This is a genomic window from Mucilaginibacter gracilis (assembly GCF_003633615.1).
GTDB classification, from domain to species: domain Bacteria; phylum Bacteroidota; class Bacteroidia; order Sphingobacteriales; family Sphingobacteriaceae; genus Mucilaginibacter; species Mucilaginibacter gracilis.
This window is the reverse complement of the sequence record NZ_RBKU01000001.1, coordinates 2,389,880-2,402,124: the sequence shown is the minus strand read 5'-3', so window position 1 is coordinate 2,402,124 and position 12,245 is coordinate 2,389,880. Positions and strand designations below refer to the sequence as shown.

Here is a 12,245-nt window from a genome sequence, read left to right as displayed (position 1 = left end):
ATATCCGATTTCGCTTTCTTAATTGTTGCATACCTTTGGTCCATAAAAAGCGATTGTATTGCCTAAACTGTCGGGCAAATGATGCTTTTTAAGCCATTTGCTAACTTTTAAATCCAACCATTTATCTGCCTTTTTTCCAGCAACACCCGGAGCATCAGGATGGGCTTGATAGTACTCATCATCCATTTTATTTGCCTGTGCTTCCCACTGCTTATACTCGTCGTAAAACTCACAGTATTGATATCCATTTTTGGCAAACATAACTTGAATGTCAACCATTTCGTTACGCTCTGCCGTATCCGGCACCGAAGTGGAATCTGGTATTATTGCTGTCTGCGGGTTTGTGTAATTGGCAACTGGAATATCTTGTTGTTTTGCTTGTGAAGCGTGATTTTCATATGCAACGATGCACACTGATATGAAGGCCGCGATAAGAATTATCGGGCCGGTAGTCAATCTTTTCATTTGTCGTTATTGGAGAAAAAATTATGGCGTGAACTGTAAATATCTCTGGCTTTCTCCGGGTAACGACACCCTATCACGCACAAAGTTACAGCCACGCCATGACGGCGTACTATAGGTCTTTGTATTGCGTGATTTCTACCTGTCGTTAATTTGAGAAAGCAATACTCAACGTAGTACTATACGTTTAATATGTGGTTAGTTGGGGCTAATCTGGTTGTTTGATTTTCATAGATGTCAGAGTTTAAATATCATATTCTATGAACCTCTGCCTACAATGTCCTATTTTGAGCGGCCTATGATTTCATGAATATTTGCTATAAAAATAAACAAGAAATTTGAAAATAAAAAATATGGCGTGTTACGATAATGCGGCCGCTCAGGGTTAGGACACCCATTGAAACACAAAAATCATAAACACGCCAATATATTAACTAATCAAAGTTAAACTTAATTACACGAAACTATTTAATTATTAGGTGAACGGGTTTATTTACATGGTGAAACTTTCCTTACCTTTGTATATAAATGCCAAAATATATTCCGCAAATGGGTATTGGCACAATACTCAATTTCAATATCGAAGCTGTTAACATGGGCCAGCAGGTACCGCTAACGTTAACAAGCGTATCTTTAAACGACCCGATGAAGTTTAAGTGGGTGGTGGCCGGCTTAGGCAACGGCAGTTTTTTAATACCTGTTAAGGCTTTAGAAAGCGGCACCAAAATGACCATTAAAGTGCCCGAAAGCGACCGCGCCACAATTTATAAAGACGATGAAACCATTTTGTTCATATCCAAGGCCGCTTTAGCCGACCTGGTGAAAGATCAATCCTTCACCATGAATAAAACCAAATTCACTGTAAAGCCGCTGGATACGCCTTACCTCATTAACAACAAAGAAGCCGATGTTATTTATGCAACTACCGATAACGGCAAGGTTGAAGTATGGATATTAAACAACCCCAACTTCCCGCTATTGTGTAAAATGAAGGGCAACCCCGCCGGAATAGATTTTAACCTTACCGGTTTTAAAGAATAATATTGCAGCTATAGCGAAACATAAAACCATTGCGGCGCGGCTATATGCCCGCCGCAATGGCACATGGCCAACAGGTTAAACGTCAAATTTCCAGCTATTTAAAACGGGTATAGCATGGTGGGCGGTAAGATCAAACTGAACGGGCACTATCGATACATAGTTGTGCTCCAGAGCCCAAACATCGGTATCCTCGCCCAAATCATTATTTTGAAACACGCCCGATAGCCAGTAATATTTGCGCTTGTAGGGGTCCAGGCGCTCGTCAAATTCCTCTGCCCATTTGGCATTGGCCTGGCGGCAAATTTTAATACCCTTAATATGTGCCCCGTTGGGGAAGTTTACGTTAAGCAAAGTACCCTCCTGTAAACCGTTTTGTAAAACCTGCAAAGCTATTTGCTTAATGTATTTTGCACAATGGCTAAAATCGGCATCCCAGGTATAATCATCCAGCGAAAAACCTATTGATGGTATGCGCTCAATGGCCCCCTCAACCGCTGCCGACATAGTGCCCGAGTACAACACATTAATGGAGTTATTTAACCCATGATTAATGCCCGATACGCATAAATCGGGCTTTTTACCTTTAAATATTTTGGTAACAGCAAGCTTCACACAATCAACAGGCGTGCCGCTGCATTTGTACATTTCAACACCTTCGTAAATATCAACCTTATCCAAACGCAAGGGTTTACCAATGGTAATAGCATGCCCCATCCCACTCTGCGGACTATCCGGCGCAACCACTACCACATGGCCAATCTCGCGCATTACATCCACCAGCACTTTAATACCCGGCGCAGTAATGCCATCATCATTAACAACAAGTATAGTAGGTTTTGAGGTTTTCATATTGGTTGCGAAATTAGTTATATTTCATTTATTTAATTGCTTTTTTAATGGACAATGAAACAATGCTCAATACTTTTTGATGCTTTTATTTCAGGCTATTTTTAGCTAAATTTGGTTTATGCTTACCACTGAAAAGAAAAAGAAATATACCATTGAAGACTACCTGCTATTGGAGGAGGGTGCACCTTTTCAGTTAATTGAAAACGATTTAATTATGTCACCATCTCCTAATTCATTACATCAGGCCCTTGTTTTGCGTATTGCGCAATTAATGCTCAATTTTTTAGACCAAAACGATATAAATGGTTACGTTGGCGGTACCGTTGATGTAGTATTTGATGAGAATAACGTTTTTCAACCGGATGTTGTTTATGTAAGCCCTGAGCGAAAAGAGGAAATAGTTAAATTAAAAATAGAGGGTGTACCTGATCTGGTAATTGAGATCCTTTCACCGTCAAACGCTTATTACGATCTCCGCCAGAAGAAAGATGCATATCAAAAATATGGTGTGAAGGAATATATCATTATCGATCCACTCGAAATGAGCGCTGAACTTTACGCCTTAGAAAATAATGAGTATAAGCTTCATCAAAAGGCTTTCAAAACCGAATTATTACATTCAATAATTATTGCTGGTTTAAACTTTGATTTAACTAAACTGTTTAGATTATAGTAAAGACCCTAATTAAGGGCCTTTACTATAATCTCTTTACAAGCTATTTATCCAGCTTACCAATTCATCGCGGCCTTTGCCGGTTTTTTGCTGCAATTTACCTAACAGTTCATCGTCTTTTCCTTCTTCGTGGGTCAGGTCGTCTTCGGTTAAATCGCCATAGGCTTGTTTAACTTTTCCTTTTATCTCGTTCCACTTTCCTTTAATTTCTAACTTATCCATGATTTCTATTTTTAGATGTAGTTAAACAACATCATAAAATAAAATTGGTTTTATAAGCAGCTCACAAAATATTTTTTACTCCTTGCCCGTCTTTATCCTTATTTCGTTTACACAAATATTGCCTCTGTCAAAATCAATTTTAAAACTTTCGGTCAAAAATCGTTTATCGGCCGTAATCTTACCCTCAAAAACCTTTTTTCCATTTAAATTTACAATTACAGGCTGCTCCAAATTAACCATAACCGGGTTAACAGAAATAACTAATTTTTTAACTCTGTACGATTGTATGTTAAACACATTATTATTGTATGAAGCTTTAATTGCCGAACATTTATTCAATTTATAATAGTATTCCCGATCTTTAAAATATTGTTTCGACCTTTTATCATAGCTTTTAAAATTTAGCGGCCTATACCAGTCAGAAACAACACTGGCAGTATCTACACCTGTAATTTTTAACCATCGGCACATATTATAAATATCGGGCCTGTAAGTTTCCCACATCAGTAGGGTTTGAAAGGGGTTACGGCTCGTGCTATTAATAAATAAAGGCGTAAAGGGTAAATCCTTATCTAAATGTTTATCATAATGCTGATAGCCGATGTACTCTTTATAAAGAATATTACCGCTTGTTTTACTCAATTCATCAATTATAATTCGCGTTTGTTGGATGGGCCTCAAATCATCTAAATCAGAATGGACTGTATATAATGGCACATTTAAAATGTTTCGGATATAAAAATCGCGAGCGAAAATATTGGTAAACATAGAATTATAAGCTACATACGCCGCAAATAAATTGGGTGAATAAACACCTAAGCCTATTGCACCATCAGACCCATCCGAATGCCCCATCGCAAATACTTTATTATCGTCAATATTCAGTACCTTTTTTATCGATATAACAATATTGGTTAAAGTTTGAAAAGTTAGATTAGTTGCATTTTTATCCTGCCCACTAAACATATTCACACTCCAGTTAAATTTCTTTTTGTTTTCGGCAACCGGGCGGATAATGATATAATCCTGTTTTTTTAAGGACGAAAAAAGAATATCATCATCAAACTTATTTAAGCTGTCAATATCCGCAAACTTTGATCCACCAGTACCACCATGCAAAAGCAATACACAAACTGATTTACGCGAACGATTGTAATTAACCGGCACATAAACGCGAACAGGCACAACACCATAAAAAGGATCGCTGAAATAATAAAGATAATCGTACCCGGTTTTTTGTATAACCGGATAATCCGACCATTGCGATAATGCCTGAAAGGCCGAATCGGCACTTATAGCTTTGTTATCTCTTATTTTATCAATAACTGCATTAACATCGTTTCCAGTGGGCAATTGCAGGCTCTTTTGCTGCGCAACAGCCGATGTAAATGCGAACAACAAAATAATTATGCATGCCTTAGTTATCAGTAATTTCATTTTCCAGTATGAAACATAAATATAATAAAAAGGCGATGGTTTGGATGCCATCGCCCTTTCTAAATTCTGGTTATTGCAAATCATTAGGCATAAAAACTCTTCGTAACTTCTATAACTCCAACTATATTATCGTTAAACTCTTCCAGCTCCTCTGCCGGAACCCATAATTCGTTGTGAATTACACCGCCTACATTTTCAACCCTGAATTTTTTTAAATATTCAGACAAAACGGAAAATTTGGTGACAAAGCCCGAACCGGATGCAGGTACGTTCCAGTCGCGGGCGATCTGAATAGCATATTCTTCGTTCATAACCGGATAAAAAATAGGCTGTTCTGCCAACCGCTTCGGGAACCTTCTATACTCCGATTGTTCAATCAAAGCCAATTCCTTCGGGCCAACCGGTCTGTAAAGTATAGTCATTTCCATATCAAATACCAAAACTTACAAAGCCCCATTCTTTATCTCATCCACAACACCCGGATCTAACAATGTAGACGTATCGCCCAAGTTCGAAGTATCACCCTCGGCTATTTTTCGCAATATGCGGCGCATAATTTTACCCGATCGCGTTTTTGGCAAACCGCTCACAAACTGAATTTTATCGGGCTTGGCAATGGCGCCTATAATGCGCTGTACCGTCATCATAATATCCTTACGGGTAAGGTCGGCATTGTCATGAATATTGGGGCTAACCACAAAAGCATAAACACCCTGGCCCTTAATATCGTGCGGGTAGCCAACCACTGCCGATTCTACAACCGTTGAGTGCATGTTAATGGCATTCTCCACCTCGGCAGTACCAATTCGGTGGCCCGATACATTTAGCACGTCGTCAACACGGCCTGTAATACGGTAATAACCATCTTCGTCGCGCAGGCAACCGTCGCCGGTAAAATACATATCGGCATAAGTGGCAAAATAAGTTTGGCGGCAACGTTCATGGTCGCCATAGGTAGTTCTTAGCATTCCCGGCCACGGAAACTTGATACATAAGTTACCGCTAACGCCGTTGCCTTCAATAATATTTCCCTGCTCATCAACCAGCACGGGTTGCACACCAGGTAAAGGTAAAGTGGCATAGCCTGGTTTAGTAGGCGTTATACCCGCTATGGGCGATATCATTAAACCGCCGTTTTCGGTTTGCCACCAGGTATCAACTATAGGGCAGTTGCCTTTGCCAATTTTTTCGTCAAACCAGTGCCAGGCTTCCTCGTTTATCGGCTCGCCTACCGAACCCAGTTTCTTTAACGAACTCAGGTCTTTACCCTTTAAAGGCTCTTCACCAAAACTCATTAACGACCGTATGGCCGTTGGCGCAGTATATAATATATTTACTTTGTGCTTATCAACAATATCCCAAAAACGACCGGCGTCCGGCCAGGTTGGTATACCCTCAAACATCAGCGTAGTTGCCCCTTGCGATAGCGGCCCGTAAACAATATACGAGTGGCCGGTTATCCAGCCAATATCGGCGGTACAAAAATAAACCTCGCCCGGGTTGTACTGAAAAACATTGGCAAACGTATAGCCCGTATAAACCATATAACCACCGCAGGTATGCACAACACCCTTGGGTTTACCGGTTGAGCCGGAGGTATATAAAATAAACAGCATGTCTTCGGCATCCATTTCTTCCGCCGGGCAATCGGGGTTGCCTTGTGTTTCTACTTTTTTAACTTCATCTTCCCACCATACATCGCGGCCCTTTATCATGGCTACCGGGGTGCGACTGCGGGTTAAAACAATAACCCGTTTAACCGACGGGCATTGCACCAGAGCATCGTCAATCACGTTTTTCAATGGTACCTCCTTGGTGCCGCGATAGCTGCCATCGGCAGTTATCACCACTTCGCATTGCGCATCAATAATTCTATCCGCAATAGATTGTGCCGAAAAACCACCAAATACCACCGAATGTATAGCTCCCAAACGGGCACAGGCCAGCACGGCAATGGCAAGTTCGGGCAACATAGGCATGTAGATACAAACGCGGTCGCCCTTTTTTACGCCGTTGTTTTTAAGCACATTGGCAAACTGGCAAACCTTACCATGTAGCTGGCGGTAAGTTAAAACGCGGTGATCTTCGGTAGGGTCGTTTGGTTCCCAGATGATGGCAGGCGTATCGCCATTTTTTTCCAGGTGCCTGTCAAGGCAGTTTTCGGTAATGTTTAATTTGGCACCCTGAAACCACTTTATTTTGGGTTCCTTAAAGTTCCACTCCAGGGTTTTATCCCATTTTTTGCGCCATAAAAAATTTTCGGCAATGCCATCCCAAAATTGTTCGGGCTGTTCAACACTTTGTTTATACACTTCGTTGTACTCGGCAAACGATGATATTTTCAGATTCATTGGTATAGGTATATTTGGAGCGGTTAAATTAGTAAAAATCCCTATTACAACTTTAGATTAATGAAAATTTAGTAAGTTTATATTACATTTTACAGATATGTCTTTCAATAAATCTATCCTGTTTTCAATTATTTTACTGGCCTCATGTACACCCAAAAAACAAGAGCCTGTCATTACATGGCTTTACGGTTATGGGCAGGTTGAAAAACTTAATGGTAGGGTTAAAAAATTAACTGAGAAAAGGTTTGCTAATAATCAAATGATACCCTTTTTTGCTTACACATTTGACAGCAAAGGGGATTTAATCATCATAGAAGATTTATTTAAAAATGGCACTGACTCTACTAAATATAAAACCGAGTATAATAATGGCAAGAAAACAAAAGCAATTGGCTCATATGTAGATAGTGGTAAGCAAATAAGAGAAGTTTACACGTATGATGATTTGGAACATATGACTCAATACATAGGCAATACAAATAACCCGCCTCAATATCCAGATCGTTTTTCCTATGATAATGCGAATAACCTAATTGAGCATCAGCAATATTTTGAGAAAAAACCGCTATGGATATTTAAGTACACCCGTAGTGCATTATCAGACTAAATTTATTTTAATGTGATTCATGTTCCTTTTAAAGATAAATTTGTTGAGGTATTGAATGGTGGTCAGGGCAGTTATTTTACTTAACGTCCTTGTCTTAAACCCCTCAAAAGTTTTGGCATAATTTCTTCTGATCATAAACTGATCGCACAGTTGCGAAAATAGCGTTTCAATCCTTTTCCTTGATTTTTTGAATAGGTATGGATACGGTTTGAATTTCTTTTGATTGTTTCTCATCGGGGTTTCCAATCTAATGTTTACAGATTCAAAAAGATTGACCTGTACCTCTGCGGACAAATAGCCTTTGTCTCCAAGTAGCACGCAATCAGTCATTTGTTGTTGTATATCTTTCAGGTAATGTATGTCATGTACGGAAGCAGGGCTTAGGTCAAAGTTCTCAAAAACACCATCTACTGAACAAACTGCATGCAGTTTGTATCCATAATACCTCGAACTTTGCGCAGCACAAAAACCATGGTTTGGAAAAGCGTATTCCTGTTCTTTGCAGATTTTACTTCTTGCTGCACGGGCATTTTTACATACCTCTAAAGGCATTGAATCGACAATGAAACAGTCCTGGACAGCGTTCAGTTTCTGAACAAGCTTTTTTCTCACCTCATTTATGTGCGGGAACAATTTTCTTTTTCTCTTATTGTAAACACTTCGTTCGATCAAGATATCAAGCGGGGTACCTTTCAGGTTTCTAAATAACTGATATTCAGAATCTATTCCACAATATTCAGCGGTCAAATTTAACGTAATTAACTCTAAATCAGACAGTCTTGGCCTTACTGGTTTGTAATAAAAGTCCTCTTTTATTGACAGTTTCCTAAACTCTTCTAAAATAAAAGTGTAATTTTGAATCAAGTTGTTCATGTTTGTAATTGATTGTCAGTCAATACAATATACCATTTATTGGCGAAATGAACAACTTTCTTTATAATGCACTACGGGTTAAGTACAAATATTTTTATAACAAAAATCAAATCTGCGTAGGTGTTGAGCAATCTATGACTACATGGCGCACTAATTTCAAGACTCCAGGAAAAGACACCACCCGGTATATCGCATTTGATTCCAAACTTAATTGGTTAAAAGCTGTCAACTTTTTAAACGATACCATCACCCGCAAAATCACCTATTACTAAACCTTCAATCTTTTTTAAATTATTTTTGAAAACACTATTGTCTTATTCACCTAAATTCCTGATATTTGCAAACTCTTTCAAAAAAGGGATTTATTAAAAATTGATCAGTCATGTCAAGAATTTGTGATTTAACAGGAAAGGGCTCAATGAATGGGTTCAACGTTTCTAACTCAAACGTTAAAACAAAACGTAGATTTTATCCTAACCTGCAAACAAAAAAGTTTTATATACCAGAAGAAGATAAATGGATTACTTTAAAAGTATCCACTGCTGCTATTAAAACCATCAGCAAGAACGGTATAACTGCTTGCATCAATAAATTTGTAAAAAAAGGATACATATAACATTTGGTTTAAGTTATTGGTTAATGGTTATTAAGTAATTATAAAAATTACGCTAAGAATAACCCTTTTAAACAATAACTCAATAACCTATAACTCAATAACCAACAAAGCAATGGCAAAAAAAGGCAGCAGAGTTCAGGTAATATTAGAGTGTACAGAGCACAAAACCAGCGGTTTACCTGGTATGTCTCGTTACATCACTACCAAGAACAAAAAAAATACAACTGAGCGTTTAGAATTAAAAAAATTCAACCCGGTTTTACGTAAAGTTACTGTTCATAAAGAGATCAAGTAATTTGGGGTTTAGTTATTGGGTTAATAGGTTATTGAGTTATTAGTAACACCTAACCATACCATCCAATAACAATTAACTTAATAACTCAATACACTTAATAACCACAACAAGACATGGCAAAGAAAGTAGTTGCAACCCTAAACACTGGTAAGGGTAAAGAATATTCAAAGGTTATCACAATGGCTAAATCACCTAAAACAGGTGCTTACTCATTTAAAGAAATAATTGTACATAACGATGGCGTTAAAGATGCAATTATTGCAGGCACAAAAGGTCAATAATATTTTATAACCAAAATATAAAAGCCGTTCCGTTTTAACCGGGAGGGCTTTTTTTGTTAATTATAATTTCGATGGGATTATTCGATTTTTTCAAGAAAAAGGAGAGCACCCCGCAAGAGCAGGAAGCACTTGATACCGGTTTAGAAAAAACCAAGGAGAACTTCTTTTCCAAAATCACCAAAGCCGTTGCCGGTAAAACCACCGTTGACGATGATGTGTTGGACGAACTGGAAGAGATACTGGTAACATCCGACGTGGGCGTAGCCACAACCTTGAAAATTATCGACCGCATACAGGCCCGCGTTGCCCGCGATAAATACCTGGGTACCGCCGAATTGCAAAACCTGCTCCGCGAAGAAATCCAACTCTTATTAGCCGAAAACAACAGCAACGATTTTCAAAGTTTTGAGTACGGTGCCCATAAACCTTATGTTATTATGGTGGTTGGCGTTAACGGCGTGGGTAAAACCACCACAATTGGCAAATTGGCCCATAAATTAAAACAAGCCGGCAACAGCGTGGTGCTTGGTGCCGCCGATACCTTTAGGGCCGCAGCGGTAGACCAGATTAAACTTTGGGGAGCGCGCGTTGGCGTGCGCGTTGTGGCACAACCCATGGGGTCCGACCCGGCTTCCGTAGCCTTTGATACCCTTAAATCGGCAGTAGCCAATAACGATGATGTGGTAATAATTGATACCGCAGGCCGTTTGCACAACAAGGTAAACCTCATGAACGAGCTTACCAAAATAAAAAGTGTAATGCAAAAGGTAATACCCAATGCACCGCACGAAATTTTGTTGGTATTAGATGCCTCAACCGGGCAAAACGCCATTGAGCAATGCAAACAATTTACACAGGCAACAGATGTTAACGCCCTGGCATTAACCAAATTAGACGGTACAGCCAAAGGCGGCGTTGTAATAGGCATATCCGATCAGTTTAAAATACCCGTTAAATACATTGGCGTTGGCGAAGCCGTAAATGATTTGCAATTGTTTGACAGAAAGGGATTTGTAGATTCTTTGTTTAAAAGTTAATACAAAAAAGCCTTCGTTCCCACGTGTCATTGCGAGGAACGAAGCAACCGCACGGAAGCATAGCCGCCCTGTAAAGTATGCGGTTGCCACGCTATCGCTCGCAATGACGTAGTAGAAAAAACAAATGAAGACGAAGAATATAATCCAGCCGTTTCCCATTAAGAAGCCTCGTGTAAACGTGGTTACCCTCGGCTGCTCAAAAAACACCTACGATTCCGAAATACTAATGGGGCAGTTGCGTGGCAACAGCTTTGATGTGGTACACGAAAGCGATAAAGTAAATAGTGATGATATTATTGTTATCAACACCTGTGGTTTTATTGATAATGCCAAGCAAGAATCAATTGACACCATCCTCCAGTATAGCGAATTGAAAGAACAGGGCAAGGTTGGCAAAGTTATCGTTACCGGGTGTTTATCCGAGCGTTACAAACCCGAGCTTGAGGCCGAAATTACCAACGTAGATGCGTATTTTGGCACAAACGATTTGCAAAACTTATTGCAAAGTATAGGCGCCAACTACAAGTACGAATTAATAGGCGAGCGTTTATTAACCACGCCATCTCACTTCGCCTATTTTAAAATATCCGAGGGTTGTAACCGCCCCTGCTCGTTTTGCGCTATACCGTTAATGCGTGGCAAGCACCTATCAACCCCAATGGAACAATTGGTTAAGGATGCCGAAAACCTGGCCCGCAACGGCACCAAAGAGTTGGTTGTAATTGCTCAGGATTTAACCTACTACGGTTTAGATTTGTACGGCAAACGCAACCTCGACGAGCTATTGCGCCGCTTATCTGATGTAAACGGTATCGAATGGATACGCTTGCAATACGCCTACCCTTCGGGCTTCCCGATGGAGGTTTTAGATGTGATGAACGAACGCAGCAACATCTGTAATTACATGGATATGCCCTTGCAGCACATTAGCGATAATATGCTCAAATCAATGCGCCGTGGCATCACCAAGCAAAAAACTATTGATATTGTTAACGCCATTCGCGATAAAGTACCCGATATTGCTTTTCGCACCACGCTAATAACCGGTTACCCCGGCGAAACCCAGCAGGATTTTGAAGAAATGATGGATTGGGTTGAAGAAACCCGTTTTGATCGTTTGGGTTGCTTCACCTATTCGCACGAAGAAAAAACACACGCCCACCAACTGGTTGATGATGTGCCCGACGAAGTAAAGCAAGAGCGTGCCGATGCCGTAATGGAAATTCAGCAGGGCATTTCCTTCGATAAAAACCAGGAGCGTATTGGTAAAACCTATAAAGTGCTGATTGATAAAAAAGAAGGCAATTACTTTGTTGGCCGTACCGAATATGATTCGCCCGAAGTTGATAACGAAGTATTGATTGATGCCAGCAAACACTACGCAACCGTAGGCAGTTTTGTAAACGTAAAAATTGATACCGCCGAAGATTTTGATCTTTATGGACAAATTGTAAAATAATTTATTCCGTAGGGCTAATTTACTTATTGCTTTTACTTTTGA

16 protein-coding genes are annotated in these 12,245 nt (G+C 39.6%); 9 read left to right on the top strand and 7 right to left on the bottom strand.

The window, feature by feature from the left end:
* Positions 1-18 precede the first annotated feature (18 nt).
* The gene (locus BDD43_RS10280; RefSeq protein ID WP_121197590.1) at positions 19-465 is read right to left on the bottom strand and encodes a hypothetical protein; all 447 of its coding nucleotides are present in this window, start codon (positions 463-465) and stop codon (positions 19-21) included.
* Between the two features lie 525 nt (positions 466-990).
* Between BDD43_RS10280 and BDD43_RS10275 the strand changes: the two genes are divergently transcribed.
* Entirely contained in the window at positions 991-1,503 is a 513-nt protein-coding gene (locus BDD43_RS10275; RefSeq protein WP_121197589.1) for a hypothetical protein, read from the top strand.
* Positions 1,504-1,578: 75 nt separating this feature from the next.
* Here the strand turns inward: BDD43_RS10275 and surE are convergent, their stop codons facing one another.
* Positions 1,579-2,352: a 5'/3'-nucleotidase SurE gene (gene surE, locus BDD43_RS10270; protein ID WP_121197588.1), complete on the bottom strand. Its 774-nt coding sequence runs from the start codon at positions 2,350-2,352 to the stop codon at positions 1,579-1,581.
* Between the two features lie 118 nt (positions 2,353-2,470).
* Between surE and BDD43_RS10265 the strand changes: the two genes are divergently transcribed.
* On the top strand, positions 2,471-3,025 hold the full coding sequence (locus BDD43_RS10265) for a Uma2 family endonuclease (protein ID WP_121197587.1): 555 nt from the start codon (positions 2,471-2,473) through the stop codon (positions 3,023-3,025).
* A gap of 36 nt (positions 3,026-3,061) precedes the next feature.
* Here BDD43_RS10265 and BDD43_RS10260 read toward each other — a convergent pair whose 3' ends face one another.
* From BDD43_RS10260 to acs, 4 genes are all read right to left on the bottom strand, one after another.
* On the bottom strand, positions 3,062-3,247 hold the full coding sequence (locus tag BDD43_RS10260; RefSeq protein WP_121197586.1) for a CsbD family protein: 186 nt from the start codon (positions 3,245-3,247) through the stop codon (positions 3,062-3,064).
* Positions 3,248-3,322: 75 nt separating this feature from the next.
* The gene (locus BDD43_RS10255) at positions 3,323-4,684 is read right to left on the bottom strand and encodes a hypothetical protein (protein WP_147425606.1); all 1,362 of its coding nucleotides are present in this window, start codon (positions 4,682-4,684) and stop codon (positions 3,323-3,325) included.
* An 83-nt stretch (positions 4,685-4,767) separates the two neighbouring features.
* Complete coding sequence (locus BDD43_RS10250; RefSeq protein ID WP_121197584.1) at positions 4,768-5,112, bottom strand: hypothetical protein; 345 nt, start codon at positions 5,110-5,112, stop codon at positions 4,768-4,770.
* 15 nt (positions 5,113-5,127) lie between these two features.
* A complete protein-coding gene (gene acs, locus BDD43_RS10245; RefSeq protein WP_121197583.1) occupies positions 5,128-7,035 on the bottom strand; it encodes an acetate--CoA ligase in 1,908 nt (635 codons plus the stop codon).
* Positions 7,036-7,132: 97 nt separating this feature from the next.
* Here acs and BDD43_RS10240 point away from each other — a divergent pair, with 97 nt between their 5' ends.
* The gene (locus BDD43_RS10240) at positions 7,133-7,642 is read left to right on the top strand and encodes a hypothetical protein (protein ID WP_121197582.1); all 510 of its coding nucleotides are present in this window, start codon (positions 7,133-7,135) and stop codon (positions 7,640-7,642) included.
* Here the strand turns inward: BDD43_RS10240 and BDD43_RS10235 are convergent.
* Positions 7,634-8,515 carry an IS982 family transposase gene (locus tag BDD43_RS10235; protein ID WP_121196630.1) on the bottom strand — a complete coding sequence of 294 codons (882 nt, stop codon included), beginning with the start codon at positions 8,513-8,515 and terminating at the stop codon, positions 7,634-7,636. The two genes, BDD43_RS10240 and BDD43_RS10235, sit on opposite strands and share 9 nt — an antisense overlap.
* 47 nt (positions 8,516-8,562) lie before the next feature.
* Here BDD43_RS10235 and BDD43_RS10230 point away from each other — a divergent pair, with 47 nt between their 5' ends.
* From BDD43_RS10230 to rimO, 6 genes are all read left to right on the top strand, one after another.
* Entirely contained in the window at positions 8,563-8,787 is a 225-nt protein-coding gene (locus BDD43_RS10230) for a hypothetical protein (protein ID WP_121197581.1), read from the top strand.
* 110 nt (positions 8,788-8,897) lie between these two features.
* Positions 8,898-9,131 carry a 50S ribosomal protein L28 gene (gene rpmB, locus BDD43_RS10225; protein ID WP_008505040.1) on the top strand — a complete coding sequence of 78 codons (234 nt, stop codon included), beginning with the start codon at positions 8,898-8,900 and terminating at the stop codon, positions 9,129-9,131.
* Positions 9,132-9,243: 112 nt separating this feature from the next.
* The gene (gene rpmG, locus BDD43_RS10220; RefSeq protein ID WP_121197580.1) at positions 9,244-9,426 is read left to right on the top strand and encodes a 50S ribosomal protein L33; all 183 of its coding nucleotides are present in this window, start codon (positions 9,244-9,246) and stop codon (positions 9,424-9,426) included.
* A 113-nt stretch (positions 9,427-9,539) separates the two neighbouring features.
* The gene (locus BDD43_RS10215) at positions 9,540-9,707 is read left to right on the top strand and encodes a DUF4295 domain-containing protein (RefSeq protein ID WP_121197579.1); all 168 of its coding nucleotides are present in this window, start codon (positions 9,540-9,542) and stop codon (positions 9,705-9,707) included.
* A gap of 71 nt (positions 9,708-9,778) precedes the next feature.
* Entirely contained in the window at positions 9,779-10,744 is a 966-nt protein-coding gene (ftsY, locus tag BDD43_RS10210; protein WP_121197578.1) for a signal recognition particle-docking protein FtsY, read from the top strand.
* A 124-nt stretch (positions 10,745-10,868) separates the two neighbouring features.
* Positions 10,869-12,203 carry a 30S ribosomal protein S12 methylthiotransferase RimO gene (gene rimO, locus BDD43_RS10205; protein ID WP_121197577.1) on the top strand — a complete coding sequence of 445 codons (1,335 nt, stop codon included), beginning with the start codon at positions 10,869-10,871 and terminating at the stop codon, positions 12,201-12,203.
* The last annotated feature ends 42 nt before the right edge of the window (positions 12,204-12,245 follow it).

Excerpts from the sequence above, each read along its gene's own strand:
- BDD43_RS10240 (WP_121197582.1), top strand. The coding sequence starts at position 7,133 with ATGTCTTTCAATAAATCTATCCTGTTTTCAATTATTTTACTGGCCTCA.
- BDD43_RS10260 (WP_121197586.1), bottom strand. The coding sequence starts at position 3,247 with ATGGATAAGTTAGAAATTAAAGGAAAGTGGAACGAGATAAAAGGAAAA.
- rpmB (WP_008505040.1), top strand. The coding sequence starts at position 8,898 with ATGTCAAGAATTTGTGATTTAACAGGAAAGGGCTCAATGAATGGGTTC.
- BDD43_RS10265 (WP_121197587.1), top strand. The coding sequence starts at position 2,471 with ATGCTTACCACTGAAAAGAAAAAGAAATATACCATTGAAGACTACCTG.
- BDD43_RS10255 (WP_147425606.1), bottom strand. The coding sequence starts at position 4,684 with ATGAAATTACTGATAACTAAGGCATGCATAATTATTTTGTTGTTCGCA.
- rimO (WP_121197577.1), top strand. The coding sequence starts at position 10,869 with ATGAAGACGAAGAATATAATCCAGCCGTTTCCCATTAAGAAGCCTCGT.
- acs (WP_121197583.1), bottom strand. The coding sequence starts at position 7,035 with ATGAATCTGAAAATATCATCGTTTGCCGAGTACAACGAAGTGTATAAA.
- BDD43_RS10235 (WP_121196630.1), bottom strand. The coding sequence starts at position 8,515 with ATGAACAACTTGATTCAAAATTACACTTTTATTTTAGAAGAGTTTAGG.
- BDD43_RS10280 (WP_121197590.1), bottom strand. The coding sequence starts at position 465 with ATGAAAAGATTGACTACCGGCCCGATAATTCTTATCGCGGCCTTCATA.
- ftsY (WP_121197578.1), top strand. The coding sequence starts at position 9,779 with ATGGGATTATTCGATTTTTTCAAGAAAAAGGAGAGCACCCCGCAAGAG.
- BDD43_RS10230 (WP_121197581.1), top strand. The coding sequence starts at position 8,563 with ATGAACAACTTTCTTTATAATGCACTACGGGTTAAGTACAAATATTTT.
- rpmG (WP_121197580.1), top strand. The coding sequence starts at position 9,244 with ATGGCAAAAAAAGGCAGCAGAGTTCAGGTAATATTAGAGTGTACAGAG.
- BDD43_RS10275 (WP_121197589.1), top strand. The coding sequence starts at position 991 with ATGCCAAAATATATTCCGCAAATGGGTATTGGCACAATACTCAATTTC.
- BDD43_RS10250 (WP_121197584.1), bottom strand. The coding sequence starts at position 5,112 with ATGGAAATGACTATACTTTACAGACCGGTTGGCCCGAAGGAATTGGCT.
- BDD43_RS10215 (WP_121197579.1), top strand. The coding sequence starts at position 9,540 with ATGGCAAAGAAAGTAGTTGCAACCCTAAACACTGGTAAGGGTAAAGAA.
- surE (WP_121197588.1), bottom strand. The coding sequence starts at position 2,352 with ATGAAAACCTCAAAACCTACTATACTTGTTGTTAATGATGATGGCATT.